This window comes from Cytophagaceae bacterium ABcell3, assembly GCA_030913385.1.
GTDB lineage: Bacteria > Bacteroidota > Bacteroidia > Cytophagales > Cytophagaceae > ABcell3.
This window is the reverse complement of the sequence record CP133159.1, coordinates 1,376,555-1,397,653: the sequence shown is the minus strand read 5'-3', so window position 1 is coordinate 1,397,653 and position 21,099 is coordinate 1,376,555. Positions and strand designations below refer to the sequence as shown.

The window sequence follows — 21,099 nt, the reverse complement described above, 5'->3', positions numbered from 1 at the left end:
TAATTATTTATCTGTTAAAGTTTTAAGATAAAAAATGTTTGCTTTTTTTCATAATGTCAGTCTTATAAAATTATGACTACCACTCCACAAATACCATTTCCTTTTTCCATGGGAATTTAGCCATGCCAATACCCCAAGGTAGTTTGTCCAATAGTATATCCTGTACCTTCCGCTCTACAATGAGTTTTGGAAAATTCCCTTTAAGCATCAGCTTACCTTTCCGAGAAAGAAATTCCGCCCTCAAAGTATCTGAAGAGGTACCTTTTAATGCCTTCCAATGTACCCGAACAGCATCTAGCAGATTTTCCGCTTCCCTTTTCATTTCATCAGTCAAAAGAATATTCCTAGGCAGTGGTTCCCCCACCGGAATATTGCAGCAAAACTTTTCAAACAGCATTTCGTGCTCAAAGGCCTGTTCCGTTTTTGTAGCCACATAATGCAAGAGGTGTGCCGCCATTGCCTTATCTACCAGCTCCTTTCCTTCTAGCAAACCAGTTTTTTGAAAAAAGTTCTTAAAAAATGGATGCAACAATACCAAACCTGCATGAGACACAAAAATTTCATCAAAGGTCTCTTCTTCAATATACTCTCTTTCGGAAAATGCGCCAAAACTACGTTGCTTTGCCGAATCATTTTTTTGCCCATGCTCTGGAGTCCCCTTTTCTGTATTAGGTGTACCCCTATCAAAGCCAAGCGAACTACCCCGCTCTTTGCCTTCAGCCCCAGGCTTCCCCATAACGCTTCTACTTCCGGTCTCCGCTTTACCTTCTGGCTCTTTATTTATGGCTTTCTTTTTAAAACCTTCCTTTTTACTGTCTTCTTCTGTTCGGCCAGCCTTGATATTACCCTCTGATAATCTAGGTTCTTTTACTGGTCTTTTATTATCATTGATTTCCTTTACCTTGTTTTCTGAACTTTCTAGGTTTTGCTCACCCCCATCTTGAACTAACAAAGACAAAGGTTCCGAAAAGTTAGGCTGAGACAGGTAGTTAGACCGATGTAGCTTTCCAGCAATTTGCAAAATACTTAACACTCGTTCAGGAAGGCCTGTTTTAAAACTACCTCTTGACAATTTTGGAACTGTCTCCTGAAAAACCTGCACAAACCTTTCTCTATCAAAAGTAGCCAATATAAGTTCCCATAGGACTGAAGTATTACTACCTGAAGGTTTTATAAAATCTGCTATTTTTTCCAGTTCTGCAGAAATGTCAGCCTTAAATTTTCCTTTAGCTATTGCCTCACAAATGAATTCCAACTGCTGGGAGGACATCTGATTAATCAACCTATTCAGAAAACGCTTATTTGCAAGCCCTTTAACAAGACCATCCTGAAAACCCGGTTTCCGCAAAAAGTTCTTTACCTTTTCATTATGCCTGTCCCAATTAGAAAAAAATAATACTTCTTCACTATCTCCAAGCCACCAAGGCTTGTGGCCATGCTTGAGTATATAAAGCACCGTTTGAATTTCTCTGTCACCTTGAGGTACTTCTTTCAATAATGCCCGTCCATCTTTAGTTTCTAAATTAACACCCTCCACCAACTGTTTTCTTAGCTGCTCTATAAAATCACTTTTTATCCTTTGAAAAAAACTGTGTTGATCTAACCCTCCACTTGCTGCTAACAAGCTATCCCTTAATTGAACATTCAAACAGTCGATTTGTATGAACCTTCCACCGGTCTTATGCTCAAACTCCGCCAATAGTTTTTCAAGTTCTGGCAACAGTTCATTTTCTAGCAGTTTTTTAATATTGTCTGCATAGCTATAAGCAACAGACTGATCAGAAACTTTCAGTTCCAAAAAGACTTTATGGATGAGATACCCAGGCGAAGAAGTCATTATATATTACCTTGTGTTCAACATTTCCAGAAAGTCATATGCCCATTCTAAAGCCTGTTCATTTTGCACCTCCTCTTTTACATATATTTCCAAAAATCTAATTAATTTTTCCAGATCCTGCCCCTGATGGATACTCCAGTTAAGGAAAATTTGCATACGTCCAAAAACTTCATTAGATTCTTCAGAAGGCATTTTTCCCTGACATTTTAATAAAACAAAAAACATCTTAATGCTATCTGAAACGAAAGGCTCAAACGATTTATCCATTTCCCCCTCTTCTAGCAAACCAAGCAATATGTCAAAAAACTTCATGTAAGATTCATTGACCAATTCATTTTGCTCCCCACTTAAGAATAATTTAGGACCTTCTTTCACCTTATTCCAAAAACTTGTAAAACTAATGAATGCTTCGTGGCGATGTAAAACTTTAGGCGCATTCCTAAAGTCATATTTTTCAACCTCCGTTACCCCTTGCTCAATACATCCTCTTTCCTCAGGCTTTTCAGTTAAAGGAATTTCTATTGCCCCTTCGGCACTCCTACAAACACCACTAATTTGAGCAAATACCCTTACCTGAATAAGATCATTACCTCTAAAACGAGAGATGTCCAAATTTAAGTGCGGTTCATTAGTTTCAAAACTTTCCAGCTGCCGATCGTTACCATCCAATACAATCCACTTATAAAGAGAAGCCTCTTCCAAAAGTCCAAAAACGGATAAATATGTTCGGTTGTCTTTTATGGAATACTCTAGACCAACATTAGGCTTTTTAAATACCTTAAGCCTTAAAACCTGTTTCCTATCTGCTATTACGGCAACCTCAAGAGCAGTTTTATCACCCCACGTAACCTGAGCAGGATCAAAAACATAACCAGATTCATACCATACAACTCCATTCCCCGATAATACCATACCTTCTGGTACATTTTTAAAAGGAACACTTTTGTCATCTTCGCAGAATTCATGCTTATCTATTGAAATCTCAGGAACCTCAGGTGCTTTTACTACCAAATAAGCTTCAACGTCAAGACCATTTACCGTAAAGCGAATATGGGGACCGATCCATTTATTAGGAAAGTTGGAAGGGTCCACACTTATCTTTTTCTGTACATTGTCTACTGAAATGTTTGAGATATTCTCTTTAAGCTGAACTTGCCCATTTGAGTCAAAATTGATAGTTTGCTGTTGTGTCCCTAGAATTATTTCTTGCTGCATTTCCAAGTATACCTCTTGAAAAACAATTTGTCCCTTTTCAGTAGTAGCGCAGCCATGTTCATTAATAGTTAGCTCAACATTTAGTTCATTGTTGACAGCACCCAATTGACGATATGAGATTGTTGGCCTTTTTTCTGTAGAAGTAATCTCTCCAAGCTCCCACAGGTAATCTGCATTTTCATAAACAGGACTTGACGCAACCTCTATATCTGTTCCTGCAACTGGATTTACTGGCAACTCCAATTTAAATTGTGGCAATGGATAAACAGTCAATTTTTCGTTTACCGGCTGCCCGTTTACCTTAAAGGAAATAGGTTCCCTTAATTTATCCTCAGGAAAAGCATCCCAGTTGAATGTAAGCACCCCATCCTTTATTTTATAATCATCAACTCCTTCTGGGACAATTTCCCCGTTAGAAGGGTTCACATCTACCATTATCCCCACTTCGCTACCATAACATAAAACATTAGGTTTCAACTCCAATGACACGTCGTTAAAATAAACATCAAGTTCTTTAGTATTCAAACATCCACTTTTTTCTCCCTGGACCGTGAGTTTAACTGAAAGACTTCCCTCTTCACCTAATTTAAGTTTATCAAAGGGAACTGATACCCGCCCCCCTTCAGCCTTTACCTCATGCCCGAAATCCCAGATAAGGGTCAACTTATCAGCATCATAATCAGAAAGCCCTTCAGCCATCACCTTCAAATCTGACCCTACTATGGCTTGTTCTACTTTTATCTTAACATCGGGAAGTTTATACACTGTTAAAGTTGCATCTACACTTTTCCCGTTTACAGTAAAAGAAACAGGGGTTCCTAAACGGTCTTCAGGGAAGGTTTTGGGGTCAATTTTAAGATTGTTTTTTTCAATAACAACACCATTCAGTCCACCCTCCGGCTTCACATTTCCATCTGAAGGATATACCTCAAAGCTGATTTCCTGCTCATTATCACTTCCCAAACAGTAGATATGTCGATCAAGAATCAGGTGAGCAAAGTCAATAGTAGCCTCCTTCCGATAACTGCACCCCATCTCTTCCTGATAAACAACAAGGGCCGCTCTTAGAGAAAAATTCTCATCCAGTTTTAATCTCTCGAAAGGTACAACAACATCCACTCCTGTCTGAGTTATTTCACCAAAGTTCCAAACAAAGATTAAACCAGCAATATTATAATCTGATCCCAACTCGGCTTTTACCTTCAATGCTTTGCCCACTACCGCCTGTTCTAACTTTATCTCAAAGTCAGGAAGCTTATACACTACTAAAATAGCATCTACATTTTGCCCATTTACAGTAAAAGAAACAGGTTCTCCTAAACGGTCTTCAGGAAATACATCAGAGTCAATTTTAAGACTGTTTCCTTCAATAACCACACCATCCAGTTCACCCTGTGGCCTTACGTCTCCATCTAAAGGATATACATCAAAGGTAATTTCCCGCTCATCATCTCCACCCAGACAATACACATTGCGGTCAAAACTAAGGTGAGGCTTTGGTTCAGGCAGCTGGAAAACAAAGTTTACAGGCATGCCTTCTGAACAGCATCTCCATGGCACCATAAAATCGGCAACAACCACACCGTCCTTATTATAAACCAAGATAAAAGTTCCCCCACGAGAAACCCCAGCATGATGCTCTGCACCAGGATTGTTTTTTATAAAGGATAAAAAATTGAGTTGAGACAAAGCTTTTTGTTCACGCTTCTCTACTTCCGTGGCAAGGACGCCCAAAGTTTCCATTGAGCAGCCAACGGTAAGGTAATATGAAACTTTCGCCCTCAGGTAACTTTTCTCTGCTTCTGAAATTTCTGAGGTTTCTGCCAGCGCTAAAAAACTAGAAAGCTCATCATTTATTGACTGTAGCTTATCTCCATAAGCTTTTAAATCTATATCAGTTAAATTTTTCAGCTTTTCGGAAACATAGGTTTTAAGAGCTTCCAAAACATCTACTATAGCCAAAGCAGCATTAATTACCCTCCGTTCCTCTTTAGAAAGTCCACTAAAATATTTGTTGTAAATATCAGAGTTTAACAACTCTCTTACATTAGAACTTTCCTTTACAACCTGTCTAATAGACCCTAGTTGATTTTCCTTTAATCTAGAAACTAATACATTTTTATCCGAAAAATCCAAAACACCCTCTCCCTCTTCATGACCTTCCTGTCGTATAAGTTTTTCGGAAGCAATTTTAAAGTCCTTAGTAGTGCTTCCAACAAACTCCTGCCCACCATCTCTAACAGCTCCAATATTTTTTAGATCCTTTTCTAACACATTGACACTATCAATGCTACGTCTTGGGTATTCCTCAAAACGAGCATCCGCCATAGGAATCGTAAATATTGGTTTTTTATAGTCAATTAAACCACCCCCTCCTTCTTCGTCTTCTTCTTTATCGCCTTCCTCAATATCTTCTTTCACGTTCAATTGAATTTCATCAAAGAAGTTGATAGCGTTATCCAAGATACATTTAATATCTTTTTTCCAAAGGCTAAAGCTTAACTCAAGATCTCCAAAATAGCTTTTGAAGTCATCTGTATTAATATCAGATATACTGGAAGCTTCTAATGCCAACGGCTTTACATCGAAATCTAGGTTATAGTCTTTAACCTGCTGGCGAATCGTTACCAATACCTCATCTAAGCTTTTACCCTGATGACCTTCAATCCTGAAAAAATCATATGGATCAAGGTCATATTCAAGAGGGGCATTCCCTGGGTCTCCTTCTGGATAAGTATCTCGATAATAGGAGTAGACCTCATACTGCTCATTATGACGGGTTTTAGAAAAGTTCCAATGTTCGCGCAATAAGTCGCCATAGTCACTAACTAAAAGGTTGTAATAAAAAGGGATTGCCCTATCACCTAGTTTTCCCCGCAGTTGCGAAGGGGTTATCCTAACATCAGACCCACCTAATCCTCCCAGATCAACTTCATTTCGCTGCACAGGTCTATGAAAAGGAGGAATTTTCTGGTCTAGGTTAAAGTCAATTCGCACATTGTCAATTAAATTAATAGATGGTATCTTGTTAATTAGGATTCCCCTCTGCAAATTCTCCCGAAGAGTCGCTCTTTCAGTTCCCTTCAATGTACTGAAACTAAACAACTGCAACTGTAGCCTTAACCTTTTTACAAGGCTTTTACACTTGTTATACCGTTGAACAGAATCAGTAGTTGGAGCAGGGTAAAACCTATGACGATAATCATAAGAATCTAATTCATTGGACATTTTACCTAAAAGCAGATGTTTCGGAAATGCATCAACAGAAGGAAGAGAAACAGGAAGTAGCTCACGAGCAAGTGCCTTTATTTCATGAAATGTATCTATAATATCCTTTACATAATCATAAAAGTATTGAAAACCATAATTTGCTTCTATTTCTTCCTTAATCTTCAGCAAATTTACATCATGACCTTCTCGGAAACGTTCCAAAACTACTCTTACCTCTTGAGACAACTTACCCAAAATATCTTCATTTACAACCTCTTCATAAGCTTTCCTCAACTTTCCTTCTACATGTGCTTCTTCACCGGAACCCAAAGACGAAAAGCTCACCCTCTTCAGGCGAATTTTATTTAATTCATGAATAGTTGGATCATTACGAAAATCATCGTGATGAACAGAACTGATGATTTTATCAATTCCTTCTTTACAAACAAGAATTTTAAGGTTAGCGACCTGCTCTGTTCCTTGATTATCGCAATTTATACCTGCACATAAATCTGGATCTCTACCATAACTCTCTAAGTACAGCACAGCTATAAAATCACTCCATTGTGACTGAACTAATTGTTCGTCATTATTTTGTCTTTTATCTTCAGGAATAAGCTCAAACAGTTCAAGATCTTTAAACTTGGGATATCTAGCCTTATCATCATCGAAAGGCCTGTAATAAGAGAACTCAAGTTCTGAAACTAAACCTTTATCATCTTTCAGAACAATAAGATCGCCATCAGTAGTAATACCAACACCTTGCTTGAGCTTTATTGTATCATTTCCTGACCAGTATATTTCAAATCCATTAACAATTCCCACACCATGTAAAAATACCCGTGACTGTCTATCTTGGCTTTCAAAAAAAGCTATAGATTCATTAAGCTGTTTATCGGTTAGTACCTGGTCTTGTTTGTAGGTACGGTAAGTTCCAGATGAAAAAATCTTTTGACTCATGACAAAAATATTTCTTTATTTACAATGTGGTTCTTCCAAGGACAATCCTGCCCTTTAGTTCAACATCTTCACTAGTACAGTCTATTAACCTACCAGAAGGATAAATTGAATGTAAACCATTTAATGCGCAGATGAGCGCTTTTACATTTTCTTGATAATCCGACTTTTCTTGTTTTTTATGAACGTAAGCCTTAGCATTTAAAAATTCCTGATAGGCGGATTCAAATTTCAATAATGGATTGGTCTCCTTATTGCAACCATCAGGCACGTCATAACCTTCACTATCTGACACTTCAGGTTCTGTATTTTCACGATACCCCGGCCAGCAAATTTTTGCCAAAATATGCGAAGGCAGCTCTTCTCTAATAAGGTTCTCCATAAACCTCCTAAACTCTTGATCTGCAAACCTGTAAGCAAACCCAGGTAAAATAATACTTACTCTAAAAGAATAAGGATCGGTGCTGTTGCAGTCATCTGAACATATAGGCAGAAACATGTCTTCTGTAGCTTCTTCTTTTTCAGGCAACAGCAGAATATGCTCCAGTAAATAAATGCCTTCATCCGTAAAATCTTTCTTCATAAAAAGGATCAGATCCTTTGCTGCTTCTAAAGCCATTAGCCTATCGGAATGGTTTCGAAACTGCCGCGCAATAATGTAATCTGGGTTTCTTCCATCAGGGTCAACAATATTGAAACTAAACGTTTTCGAAGTAGCTGACTTTCTCACCTGAAAGTTTTCTACCTCAAAGACCTCTTCTGTCTTCTTTTCCAGGTAGTGCTCTACTACTCTTTCATCAGACTCCACAATCTGGCGTATCGCAAAAAAAAGCTCCTCAGTCGCAGCTTCGGCATTAGGGTATCCTTTAGTTGCAGAAAGCATGATCCGGTTTTTCTTGTCCCTAATTCGCCAACGGTATTCTCTCTTGTCTACACTGTTCTTATAGAAATAAACCTGTATAAAAGAGGTAGCAAAGCTTCTTCTGTTAATACAGTTTATACCAGCCAAACCAGCAACCCTTTTTACAAACCCAGAAACATTTTCTGAATTCCAAAGCTTGCCAGGAGGCTGTTCATAATAGTTAAAGGCACTGCCCCTATCGCGACTCATTACATCATAACCTGACAAAAAGCGCTGTTTGTTATATAAAAGTAGGTCGTCTGCACTATCACCATAGAGCTTTTTCATGGCAAAAGCATAGTTCCCAAAGTTCTCAGCAAACCGGGCTATAAGATGATCAAGAATCTGGTTCCGCCTTTCTGTGGTATTGTCAAGTTCATAAAAAAGACGCCTTCCTAGCTCATCGTCATCGTCTGGATAATCTACAATCTCCTCTACCCCCTTGATGTCCTTGATCAATTGAGTAAAATACGTATAGCCGGTTTCTTGACCTGATGAATCCTTCCCCACAGAAAGCACTGACTTTACCTTTTCCAGGTGTTTAAAATAAGAAGCCAGCACTTGGTCAAAAAACAAAAGATAGGACTTCAGTTGTTTCGCTTTTTGTAGCCGTGCTTTACCTACCCGTGCTGGCAAACCTTTATCACTAACACCGTATACTTCAGGCAGATCATGTTGAATAGAACTGTAAGCACTTAGGTCAAATTTTTCACCTTCGGGAATTTTAAAGGCTAAATCTTCTGGCAAAACTTTGTTTCGTTCTGATTTTCTTCGCAAAATCCTCCTTTTTACACGCTCCACACTTTTTTGATTAAGGTGCAGCGGCAATACTCCTTTGAAAAGGTTAAAAATGGTCTTATCGCATAAAACTGGCTTTTCTCCCGCCGGTATTGGCAACACCCAGCGATCTGGGTTTTCCCCTCCATCGCACCTACCAACAGATATCTCTTTTATAACCTTGACACCATCAACTTCCATAATTAAACTAATGATGTCCGAAAGCCTTACCTCCGTCTTCAATTCTGCCCTGCTAACTTCTTTCGTATCCAAAAAGCCATTCACTGGCGGAGGGCCATCAAAAATATCCTCTGTAGCATACCCTTTTTCTACCATTTCCGCCAATGAATAAAACCGAAAAGAAGGATTTAAATAATCCTCTAAAGCCAAATAGATGTTGGCATAGACCTCTTCCTCATGAGCTTCAGGAAGCAACTCTATATTGGCACAGACCTGAACAGGGAAAGAAGCTACCTTTTCTACTTTTAAAAGATCTTCACATAGATTTCTGTTCTGATGATAAACCTTAAAGACATTTGCTTTGACCTCCTCAAAATCTACGTTCTCATGCACATCTAAAAGAAACTTATAAAACCCCTGCACCTTGACTTCTTCAATACGGTGCTCAGAAGTCCCTTCAAATGCCTTTTTATTATAGGCTAACTTGTTGTTCTTGGTATCTGCATATAACACAACCTCTTCTTTACTTACCCAGCAGTTCCTCACCCCATCTATCCTGTCAATTATCAATTTTCGGTAATCAAGAGCGGTAACAGGCGCAGAAGGCAGCATTTCTTCGGCATTAAAAAATTGTCCCTCTATGCTAGTTTTACCACCTAAAATATCTTGCATAGGCAAACTAGCACGATTCGCAAGATCGGTAATTGCATAGCACAAGACCTCAAGCATAGTAATTCCTGGATCATGGGTGTTATAATCCGTCCATAGCTTGCTTCCGAATTTTTCTATGTACGCAATCCCTTCACGACGAAGGTACTCAAAGTCCAAATCATCGTTAGATGATACGTTTTTAGGTATTGTACTATATTGTTTAGCAAAAGGCATTTCAAAAAAAATTTATTTGCAGGTTATTCAACCAAATCAACCGAATGTCGATCAGCAGGAACTAAAATAGCTTTAGGGTTTGAGTCCTGCACAAAACCTGAAGACACTTTATCGAACTCCCCACCTGATCCCTTTACCTGTATTTCAACATCTCTTAAATAATCAACATATTCCAGGCCTTCAAGGAAATGTATCAATAAGCTTTTATGTAAAGAATTCCCAAATTCAGGGAGCGTTTCCTTTTCATAAGCCCAAGGAGCCAAAAACCGGTTAATTTCTTGGCGAATTTCCTGCCTGTAATAATTTTCCTCATAACCAGCTTTAAATTTTACTTTCAGCTTCACCTTTACCTCTCGATACAATGGGTTTAGTACTTTTACACGGACATGAAAAGAGCTGCGTGCGCTAACAAAATCTTGTATTTGGTCACGCACAGCTTGACTCACCCGTGGCTGAAACATATCATAAACCTTCTGGTTTACAGTATCAGGGATAACTACAATTTCTATATATCCCGGAGACTGATAATTGTCTCCAGAAGTATGGTTCAGGCACTTCACTTTATATATTCGAGGAAAGTTCTCTAAAACCATATGTTCATAATCCCATAAAGACACAGTCCTATTTTTATGCCTGAGCCGTTCGCTCACACGCCTATAAAAACTTAGGTCTGCTTCAGGCAAGCGACCTCCAAACGAAGGAAAAGGCTGAGCAATTCCTTTAAAAGCGCTTACACGCCGAGTTAGATTAGAAATGGTTTCTTCAGAAAGCCCATGTTCTAAATGACCAGTGTTATTACCATTATCTTCAAATTTGGCTTCAACAACTTGTGCCTTAACATCTACGAATTCACATACGGCATCGTAAGATATTTTCTTTTTTCTGGCACGTAACCAATGATACCCAGTAGGCAACACCGTATTGGCAACGTCTGCCCCCACAGGGAGAACGCATCTAAATATACCACTTTGCAAAAAGTTGTTGGTTTGATCTTTAAGAATGCTTTCCGGCGGAAGCTCTCTCCAAACATTTTTACTTAAAAAAGCCCACTCGACACGTTCGCCTGCCGACCTATCTACAGACAATGGGTTTTCGCTTCCTTCTGTCAACTGAAACAAAAGTGATATCTGCTGCCGTGGACTGGCATTTTCCAAACCTATATAAAGCTCCCCTCCATAATCATAATCCGGCAATAAATTAAAGCTACTCTCTTCTTGACTTGTTCTAGGAAACTTCTGCACATAGCCAAAAGGCAATTCATGAAAAAAAAGCGCCTTGCCATCATTGCCTTCGTTAAGATCGACAGTTAAAGTAGCTTTATACGACAAACTGATATTTTCAGCAAGCGGCGTATATGGCTCATTAGGCAGTTTGTCCCCGCACCCTAGGTTAATCGCTTTTTGGGTGTATATTCTGGGGTATATTTCATGCAAAAAAGTTTCAGTAAGTTTTACCTTTAAATCTTTATCAAGTCCTGTAGTAAATTCATAGTTAAAATGTGAGCCCTGAAAAAGCAGGTGTTTATCATTGCTTGCCCCTGCCTCAGTAAACGTAAAATAAGAACTCCCTTCCACACCTGCATCATACGCCTCATAAAGTTTTTTAAAATCATCAGGCAGGTTTACCCAATCCATTTCCACCGTGATACTTTCAGGGTTCTTTTGCAGTGCTTCGGCATAAGAAACCTGAAAATATCCTCCTTTTACAGGCCTTGGCGTAAAAGGGAAAAATGGCCTCTGAGGATCTAATGGGCCAAAACTATTTTCTAACTGGACATTCCTTACATCATCCACCTTCACTTCAATCTCAAAAGAGGAAAAAATAGCTTTACTCATTTTTGAATAAAAAGCATAGCCAGTATCGCCACTTACATCAACATTAACCCTTATTACAGGTTCATGCACTCTATAGGATCCTTCATGCAAGTCATTGTTAAAGGGAACTATTGCAGGCTCATCTTCATTAAGGCGAATAGTTAAAGTCAAGGTTCTTTCAGCAATGCTTGAAACTATTCCTCCTGTAGGTTTATACCACCCGTCCTCCCCAGTCAATGTTACTGAAAACAATTCCCCAATTGCACCATCTATTTCAACATCCTTATCAAAAGAAAAAGACACTTCGATCTTCCGCTCTCCCTCTGCCAACCTCAACATGTGCGATGATAGAGAAAAGCCCAGTTTGGCAGAAAGTGAAGCTTGTTTTCTGAAAGGCCTCCAACTTTTTGAACCATCCAAAAATTCTTCTCCCAAACCGTCTTTACTATTAACCACAGGTGCTGCGCCTAAATATCCCGGTTGGTTGTTTGTTGCCTCTTGATGGTAAATGCTTTTTAAGTGAGATATTTTGGCAGTATTAACAACAACCTCTTCTGTGGTTTTATAAATGAGTTTTTTCCCATCGAGGTCTTTACCTGCGTCCAAAGATGTTCCCTGAGGAACTCTGCCTTCAGAGAAATTTTTAGCCAATTCAAACAGCACATAAACATGGTCAGACCTTAAAGGCTTTTTCTCTATATGCAGAATATTTTGATAATAAAAATCTAGGTGTCGCTTAGTAAGTCCATTGAACCTTTTCTGACTTTTTTGAATAAGCTTTAAAAAAACAACATAGAGGGTAAGGTGGGGCGTCAGATTATGTTCTTGTTCTGCATTTCTTAAAAAAGCAGCAATTGAATCTTTAATATCTTCAAGGTCGGTTTCTTTATAACCTTCCTCAGGAAATAAGTTAAAGAAGTCACGCCAGTTATTTCTTCCTATACCGGAAGGATCTTTTTCCGGAAATTTAACATAATCAGCAAACTTGAATGCAAACAAAACCCAGTCGCTCAAGTCAAAATCAATCAAGTTTAATTGATCAGACATAAGTTTACCACGCACACGCATTTGCTGGTCAGTGCCTTCTCTTTTTAAAACATTTAATATTTTATTACAGTCTATACTCATTGACTTGTTTAAACATTTGTCCCTTCTTCTTTATAGAAAGGGAATACCATATTACTTCGAGAGTTTGTAGACCTAATACGATAATTAACCTGGATCAAAATTTCGCCACGCTGTTCATCTCCCCAATAAATGTCAATTTTTTCTACATCAATTCTCGGTTCATGATATAAAATAGCCGTTTTAATAAGTTCTGACACTTGGGTTCTGACACTTAAGGTAAGGCTTTCATACATTAGGGCCTCTAAATTGCATCCATAATCGGGCTGCATCACCCTTTCACCCAAACGAGTGGACAAAAGTATATGCAAACTCTCCCTAATATCATCCTCCGCTGTGGAGATTTTCACTTCTCCTTTCACCCTGTTAAATTCTGGGGGAAACCCCCACCCTTTTCCTAAAAAACCTTTTTTATCCATTATCCAATTAAAACAGTAGGTTCGCCAATAGTAATTGTACCACCATGAGCAGTTGTATCGCCCATTCTAGCAGCAGGCATGCCACCAATGAAAACTGTTGCTGAACCAGCCACTATAGAATCAGGCGGGCCAGTGCATACAGCCATATCGCCTACTCGTGCTGCCGGCATACCGCCAATTAATACAGTAACTTCACCAGGAGGCATAATTGGCCCTCCTACATGGGCCGATGCATCTACCATAGGGCAAACATGCATGTCATTTATTCTAGCAGCAGGCATTCCCATATTTTTAATTTATTTGTACCAAAGATCCTTTTACAACAGCAATAGCACTGCTTGTCAATTCAGCGCCACCACCCCCATCTGCGACAAACTTAGCATTGGCGTAAGCCGAAACATTCATCCCTTCAATATTGACATCTCCTCCAGCTTTTATATTAATGTCTCCATTGGACTCTAGACTGATCCCAGCATTATCCAGCACTAATTTATTTCCATTACTATCTTCTAAAAAAATAGCACCTTCCTCGTCAGAGATTTCAATTTTATTACCATCAGGTGTTTTTAATACCATACATTTCTTCTCATCGTCTAGATAAAACTGAAGACCTTCCCTTGTAACAATACCTTTCAAGTGGTTCTCATCAGAAGCCTCAATAGGCGAAGGCCGTCCATTACTGTGCAACATCCCCAGGATTATTGCATCATCAGGATCTCCATTGATAAAACCTATGACCACCTCATCTTCAAGTTCAGGCCTGAAACACAGCCCTCTCCCATTTCCAGCATCTGCCATTGCTTGCCTACACCATATCCCCTGTTCCTGGTTATCTATAATTGGCAGTTTCACCAAAACCCTTTCTTCGCCATCAGGATCCCCTTCTAATTGAGACACTACACCAATTTGCAAACCATGTACACCAGTATTTAACCCAGAAGCGGGAAGGTCATTAACAGAAGAGGCATTGGTTTCAGCAAACCATTCCGGGCTTAACCCAAATTGAGCATCTGCTGTCCAGTTCCCTTCTACTATTTGATGCGTAACGCCAGAAATAAAAGCCTTGCCATTAAATCGATCCCCTACGCCTTCAAGCAAAAGCTGTACACCTGGTTTTACTGAAGGGATTCCCTGCAAGCGTACACGCCCCCTGCTTTTGGCCATTTGATGCATGGCCATCTTAGCTTCTGCCCAATTTTGCAACTCGGCATCTCCCTTGGCACCACCATGGGCTACCTCTAAGGAATCGTCACCAAAAATAGCAGCAAGCTCAGAAGATGATAAGTTTCCATTAGTCTCAAATGCCAACGTATCCACATCAGCTTCTAACAAATTTTGTTCAACGTGACTCCATGAACGCGCTACTACGTTAGAAACTTGGTTTCGAGCATCAATTTCACCATCGAATTCAAGCATTGTAGCACCAAAAGAAACAGTTTCTACCGGTTCTTCATCAAAATCGGGCTTAGACAAAGTTATTTTTCCATCGTCCACCAAGCATATAAAACCATTTGCCTGCGCCCTTAACATCAAATAATCCCAATCAGAAACACGGTACTGTACCCTTTCAAGGTGGTTCACCTCTGTAGCCTCTACCGACATATCTAAATCGTAAGCAGAAATGAGTTCTTCCATTATTTCCGCATCAGACATCTCATAAAAAAACCGGCTTTTTCTCCTTAAAGTCATCTTCACAGCTTCATCTTTTGCTTCTAACAAGAGATAGGAGTTATTTGACCTGATCTTAACATGATGACGAACCAAAATGCCCTTAAAAATAGTTTCTTCATCAGAGTGATAGCCAGCCTTGATTTCAATTTTATTTCCAGGCACAAATAAGCCACCACTGCTATGTTCAAAGTCCTGACTAGCCGGATCACCATCTATAATGGCCAGTTTAGCAAAAGGTATCCTGTTTACTTCTTTAGAAATCATAATACTTTTGACCGGTATTGTGCCAGGAACTTCATTTCCGTCAATCAATATCCTATAGGTGACAAAACCTGTGCCGCTGTTATTCATTTACTTCTGCTTTTGCAAAGGTGGAAAAATCAATTCTGTACCAGTTTCTAAGCGCCTGAAGTTTACAAGACCATTAAACTTGGCTACTTCCAGATAATATTTTGAGTCTCCATAAATTTCTTTCGTGAGCAATGGCAAGGTGTCCCCTTCCCTGACGATCCTATGGTGGGTAAGATCAGGAGATTGTCTATTTTCCATTGCAGCTCTTAGATCCTGTTCTACAAAGCCCACCATCTTTGTTCTGGCCAGTGCCCGAATCGGTGTTCCATCAGGTTTAAAAAGCTTGAATTCAATGCTCATCTCCTTCATCTGACACTTAAACAGCAAAACACCCCAAGAGATGAGCAAGTAGTATGGCTTATGGGTTTCCCCATCATACTTATTTAGAACTTCTTTAAACTTTTCAATATCGCCAATTACACCATCCTCCCTACTTTCATATCCTTTAATTGTCCCCGTACGATCAAATAGGAAGTCCAAGTCCAAGGTCTGAGGTAAAATTTTATTAAACTTAGTAGCAACAGCACTAGTCCCTGGCGCTTGATCTTCGTTTTGCTCCGTTTTGAAGCTATAAACATACTTTTCCGGGTTAAGCAAAGTAGTAAATGTACCATCTTCCACAGGGTCATTATACTTTTCGTCCCGGTAAGCTTTAATTGTCAACTTTTCTAACTTTCCTCCACTCATCTTACCGTTCTTTATTTTGCTGTAGCACTTCCATTACCTGCTCAATGCATTCTCTAATAATTTCCTGTTTTTCTTTCGCTGATACTTTATCAGCAACCTTTGCTTTCTTTTCTTCCCCGTCAGCAATTATTTTGATATGAAGTTCCCTAATTTCTATCGGCATTATTTAATCACGTTAAAATAGTTATAGGAAAGCTCAATGGATTCAATAACAATCTTACTTTCTTGGGCATTGAGGTCATCAACACTCCATTTAACCGGATACGCATGAAGCACATTCCATGACATCAGAGGTTCACCCTCCTCGTTAAGCAGTTCTACCAGAAGATCAGTAGGCTCAAAATCAAAATCTTCTACAGCCTTACGGCACCATTCAGTCAATTTTGAATTGGTCGTTAGCCCCCGTTTTAAAACCAAGTTTGGATACTGTTTTCGCACAGGAAGCGCATGCTGAAACCTGTTTTCACCACCTTCGGCAATATCCTCAGTCTGAACATCCACTGAAAGTCCAGATACTGATTGAAAACTAGCATCTTGAATTTTTCCGTCACCATCCTTATCAGCGTTATCAAAAACTACCCGGAAGTAAAAGCCCAAAGGATAGCCATCTGCCATAATCAGTCATTTTGAATGGTTAGTCCTTCATGGGCCAATTCAATAGATTCAATAGCCACTTCATTGTCATCACTTTTTAGGTCAGTACCCTCTATTTTCACGGGCCAGGCATTCTTTACTTTCCATACAACCACAGGCTCATGTTCTTCATTAAGCAGGTTAATGGTTAAGTCTCGTCGCTCTATTTTATTAAGACTGACGGTATTGAACCATTCAAAAAATCTATTATCTCCCTTAAATGTACCTTTTTTAAGAGTGATATTTGAATACTTCTGCATGCCAGGCATCTTAATGGTACTAAACTCAGGACTGTTCCCACTTCTATATTCTATTAGCTCAGTTTCAATCTCTAAACCGGAAACCTCGGTAAAGCCAACTTCTGTATCTCCTAGCTGTACCGAAAAATGAAATTTTGATAAAGGATAACTCATTATTAGTTAAGATTTTAAAGTGAAAAAATTAAGATTCCTGCATCATATGAGAAAAACGGAGGACAATAAACTCTGCCGGTCTGACTACAGCCATACCAATCTCCACAATCATTCTTCCTTCTAATATATCATGTGCAGTCATAGTCTGCCCTAATCCTACACGGACATAAAAAGCTTGGTCTGGTTTAGCTCCCGCCAAAGCACCTGCACGCCACTGTAAGGTGAGGAAGTTCTCTATCATGGCACGCACCCTAACCCAAGTATTAGCATCATTGGGTTCAAAAACAAATTGCTCTGTAGCTTTTTTTATGGACTCTTCTGCCATAATAAAAAACCTTCTGACAGGTATATAACGCCATTCATTGTCATTTCCTGCGAGTGTCCTTGCACCCCATACCATAGTTCCTTTACCAGTAAATGCACGGATAGCATTGACCGATTTTCCATCAGGGTCAATATTTAAGCTACCCTGTTCTTCATGGGTAATATTAATTGATGGCCCCTTTACTGCCGTCACGCTGACATTGGCTGGTGCTTTCCACACACCCCGATTATTATCCACTGCTGCATAAATGCCAGCCATGGCAGCACCAGGAGGAAGCACTATTCCTTTTTGTTTAATGGCATTGACTATATTTCTGTAAACAGGGTCAACTTCTAAAAGATTTTCTACTTTAATTTTGCGGAATTCCTGAAGCTCTGACAAAATATCTTGAACTAAAGATTCAAACTTCAATAGAACATCTTTGGGTACATCCGCATCATCTAAAGATGTAAAATTATAGGCATAAGGGTCAGCTTCAATATCAATTACTTCATCAAACACTTCAGAACTCTGTAGTAAAAGAGAATACCCTCCTCCGTCTTTAAAAATCGGATTTAATAATTTATTTAAAGAGTCAGGTTTTTCAGACGTGTCAGTACCGATGTTATATAAACCCTCAAAGCCATCCTTGTATTTACCTTCCTGAATTTTATCTATAACATCTGAGTTAATTTTATCAATTACTTTCCCTGAACCCTCAATTTCCTCAACAATTTCTTGGTTAAAAAAGGAATCAATTACTATATTCTGATTACCTGCTACTTTGTATTCACCCCCTACCACAGCATCATAACTAATATCAAAAGACAAAGTAGTTCTCAGCCATGGATAATAAGCAGCACCATATTTTAAATAGCTCGTCCCTATTCCTTCCCGAAAGTCTTTAACAGGGTCTACCGAAGGACTGGTTTCTTTATCACCGTTCTTAACATCGAGAATAGCGAAACGGTCTTGTAATTTATTACACTGTTTAAGCATGGCAGCATGCACTTCCCCTGACTCTGCTTTACTTAAATGTACAGTTTCTGGAATAACCAGCAAGGTTGGCCGGTCTTCTTTTTCCAAACTGGTCAAACCTGCTAAAAGGTCTTTTTTTTCAACATCACTTTTCTTATCATTAAAAGAACCTACAGAAACTATATAGCAGTCCCCACCTCCATTGGCATAAAACATCCTTACACAATCATACAGTAGGTTAATGCTGTTTACTTTAGCAGATTTTACCGTATAGTCGTTGTTCAGTTCAACCACAACCTCTGAAGGGTCAGGGCCACTACCAAAGAAAAAATCATATTCAAGAAGGGAGGAAATCTTTATAGGTTTGATAACCTCATCTTTGTGAAAATCATCACCGTCTACAAAAGCTTTCTGGGTATATCCGACAAATGCCGGAATAGCTGTTTCCACCTGTGCCACCGACGGGGGAAATTTGCTTACTTCTTCAATGTAGACACCAGGTGTTCTAAAAGTTGTTGCCATAATAAAAATGTTTATATGAAAATTTCAGAGTAATATTTGTTGTTGCTATATTTTATTCTTTTTGGCTCTGGGTTAGGCAGAAAAGCATTGCTTCCAGAAAGTTGTCCTTCAGTTAAATCAATGTACCCCCTAAGTGTTAGAGGTAAAGCTTCTTCTGAGGTATAGACCACTACTCCTTCTTGGTCAATGTATTTCCAGTAAGTCTTCCTGTTTTCAAAGTATACAGAAAAGTAAGGAACATCCTCCACAAAATAGCCTTCTTCATCAATTATATTCCCACCGTCAGAACTTGACCTTACGAATACTTCAATAATTCCATTAGCACTTAAATCAAATATATGATCTCCTTCTTCCTCCTCCTCAAGTATAGATTTTTCAAAAAGAAATGTGTCGCTGACTGCCTCTGAGTTTCCTAAAAATGCAGGGATAACTAGTTCAGTATTTATATGTAAAGATTTATTTGATATATATAGAATTCGACTATTGTCAATACCTAAATGTGTGTAATTGCCAAAATATGGGTCTTTAAAACGCACATTAAAAGTAAAAACCGAACTAGTATCTAAAGGGACAAAAGGTTTAAGATTATGCTCTTGGTCAACTTTTGCGGCAATAAAAAAACCCGTCCGTGTTTTACGAAAAACCATTTGGTGTCCAGCTAAAAACCTTTGAGTCCGGCTGTCTGGTTCTATATCCATAAAAGAAGACCACTGGTAGTATTTAAGCATCCGTTCCTTCTCCTGTTCATCCATATCAGCAAAAGGCTCATGGCCATTGTTCAGGTAAAAACCATGCAAAACTGAAAAGTCTAATATTTTACGGAAGGACGATGATGAAACCATATTAAAACTGCTTATAGGCTCGGTTTATATTAGAAATAAGATCACCCTCAGCACTGATACGTGGGCTTTCAATTTCAATCAAGCTTAGTTTGTAAAAGACAGCAGGAATTTGCTTTCCTCCGAACATGCCCCATATATAATTCAACTCTTCGAAACTTGGCGTAAACAACTCAACAGAAAACCGGAAATCCAAAATTTGCTCCATCAAGTTACCATCTCTTTCATACACAGAGTTTGCTTGGGTAAAGACCTTTTTGGACTGGAAAAACTCAACTACCTTAGAAATATTTCGGAGAGCTGTTTTATATGTACTCCTGTTGGCACAAACCATAAAAAACAGGTTTAGATTTACTTTCGGATGCCTATAGGTAGACTTGTCACCATCACTATCATTATTTGTGAAATTCTTAAGCGTTTTCTCTTCTTGAAGGTTTAATAAAGAAAGCACTACCTTGTCCTTAATTTCACTGGCACCCTCGCTATCTAGGCCAGCTATATTTTCAAGGATCACCGCTCCCTCTGCCTCGTCTTGAAAAAGGTAGTGGTCTAACTCTGTTTTGACTATTTCTAAAACCTCAAAAATCATAGTTTAAAAATTTAAACTAAAAAATCAGCATTCTATGAACAAGTGACACAAACCGCCACAGATAAACTAAGCCAACAAGTAAAATAAAAATCTTATTTCTAAGCTAAGAAAACTAAAAATGCCTATCTCTGTGATGCAAGCACCGTTACTCAAATATTATTTTTTCAGATTACAATACCAAATAATTGAGTGAATTTATAAATCAGAGACTTAGCAGATGTTCTTCTAACGGCATATAAGAAAACTCGGACACTTTCTAGAAGATAAAGAAAGGTGCGTGTACAGGTGCTATAAAGTGGGATCAGGCAAACCGTATTAAAAAACTGGACGCATTCACTCCCAAGGGAATGTCCTAAAAATTAAGCAACAGAAAAAAGCGATGGAAGGGAATAATCGAAAAATAGAAGGGGCAAAGATCGCTTGCGGTAGATCTTTGCCCTCAGTTCTTAATTTTTTGGCACGTTGGACAAAATTTCATTTAGGTTTATGCCCATGTGTGAAGCATAGTATACACATGCCCCGTTCACTATTAAAAGTGCTTGAGGAGATTCATGCTTCACATCGTATACTTCGGCAATTTTATTGGAAATATCTCTAAACGATATCAAATCTAAATAGTAAGGCACAACACCTTTCGCTTCATCCTTTTTCCAGTTTCTTTCCAGTCTATTCAAAGCTGTGTCACTTATCGAACACCTTGTACTATGCTTAAAGATAAGTACCGGTTGCTCTTTAGATACCTCATTAATTTTATCAAGGGTACCCGCATCTTTTAGTTCTTCCCATTCCATA

Annotated in this window: 15 protein-coding genes; all 15 read right to left on the bottom strand. The window is 38.8% G+C overall.

What is annotated here, in order from left to right; genetic code table 11:
• Window positions 1-76 precede the first annotated feature (76 nt).
• Window positions 77-1,837, bottom strand: a complete 1,761-nt coding sequence (locus RCC89_05845; GenBank protein WMJ72687.1) for a contractile injection system tape measure protein — start codon at window positions 1,835-1,837, stop codon at window positions 77-79.
• A 6-nt stretch (window positions 1,838-1,843) separates the two neighbouring features.
• Complete coding sequence (locus RCC89_05840; protein WMJ72686.1) at window positions 1,844-7,222, bottom strand: hypothetical protein; 5,379 nt, start codon at window positions 7,220-7,222, stop codon at window positions 1,844-1,846.
• Window positions 7,223-7,241: 19 nt separating this feature from the next.
• Window positions 7,242-9,962, bottom strand: a complete 2,721-nt coding sequence (locus RCC89_05835) for a hypothetical protein (GenBank protein ID WMJ72685.1) — start codon at window positions 9,960-9,962, stop codon at window positions 7,242-7,244.
• Between the two features lie 23 nt (window positions 9,963-9,985).
• The gene (locus tag RCC89_05830) at window positions 9,986-12,904 is read right to left on the bottom strand and encodes a baseplate J/gp47 family protein (protein ID WMJ72684.1); all 2,919 of its coding nucleotides are present in this window, start codon (window positions 12,902-12,904) and stop codon (window positions 9,986-9,988) included.
• 8 nt (window positions 12,905-12,912) lie between these two features.
• Window positions 12,913-13,320 (bottom strand): GPW/gp25 family protein, encoded by a 408-nt coding sequence (locus RCC89_05825; protein WMJ72683.1) that lies wholly within the window; start codon window positions 13,318-13,320, stop codon window positions 12,913-12,915.
• Window positions 13,320-13,607: a PAAR domain-containing protein gene (locus RCC89_05820; protein ID WMJ72682.1), complete on the bottom strand. Its 288-nt coding sequence runs from the start codon at window positions 13,605-13,607 to the stop codon at window positions 13,320-13,322. The genes RCC89_05825 and RCC89_05820 overlap by 1 nt, the downstream gene beginning before the upstream one ends.
• A gap of 4 nt (window positions 13,608-13,611) precedes the next feature.
• The gene (gene vgrG / locus RCC89_05815) at window positions 13,612-15,342 is read right to left on the bottom strand and encodes a type VI secretion system tip protein VgrG (protein ID WMJ72681.1); all 1,731 of its coding nucleotides are present in this window, start codon (window positions 15,340-15,342) and stop codon (window positions 13,612-13,614) included.
• Window positions 15,343-16,029, bottom strand: coding sequence for a LysM peptidoglycan-binding domain-containing protein (locus tag RCC89_05810; GenBank protein ID WMJ72680.1), 687 nt, complete (start codon window positions 16,027-16,029; stop codon window positions 15,343-15,345).
• 1 nt (window position 16,030) lies between these two features.
• Complete coding sequence (locus tag RCC89_05805) at window positions 16,031-16,192, bottom strand: DUF5908 family protein (protein ID WMJ72679.1); 162 nt, start codon at window positions 16,190-16,192, stop codon at window positions 16,031-16,033.
• Entirely contained in the window at window positions 16,192-16,644 is a 453-nt protein-coding gene (locus tag RCC89_05800; GenBank protein ID WMJ72678.1) for a phage tail protein, read from the bottom strand. Before RCC89_05800 ends, RCC89_05805 begins: the two co-directional genes overlap by 1 nt.
• A 2-nt stretch (window positions 16,645-16,646) precedes the next feature.
• On the bottom strand, window positions 16,647-17,075 hold the full coding sequence (locus RCC89_05795; protein WMJ72677.1) for a phage tail protein: 429 nt from the start codon (window positions 17,073-17,075) through the stop codon (window positions 16,647-16,649).
• Between the two features lie 28 nt (window positions 17,076-17,103).
• A complete protein-coding gene (locus RCC89_05790) occupies window positions 17,104-18,879 on the bottom strand; it encodes a phage tail sheath subtilisin-like domain-containing protein (GenBank protein WMJ72676.1) in 1,776 nt (591 codons plus the stop codon).
• 11 nt (window positions 18,880-18,890) lie between these two features.
• Window positions 18,891-19,721: a hypothetical protein gene (locus tag RCC89_05785; GenBank protein WMJ72675.1), complete on the bottom strand. Its 831-nt coding sequence runs from the start codon at window positions 19,719-19,721 to the stop codon at window positions 18,891-18,893.
• 1 nt (window position 19,722) lies between these two features.
• Complete coding sequence (locus tag RCC89_05780) at window positions 19,723-20,307, bottom strand: DUF4255 domain-containing protein (protein ID WMJ72674.1); 585 nt, start codon at window positions 20,305-20,307, stop codon at window positions 19,723-19,725.
• Between the two features lie 446 nt (window positions 20,308-20,753).
• Window positions 20,754-21,098 carry a bacillithiol system redox-active protein YtxJ gene (ytxJ, locus tag RCC89_05775; GenBank protein ID WMJ72673.1) on the bottom strand — a complete coding sequence of 115 codons (345 nt, stop codon included), beginning with the start codon at window positions 21,096-21,098 and terminating at the stop codon, window positions 20,754-20,756.
• Window position 21,099 lies beyond the last annotated feature (1 nt).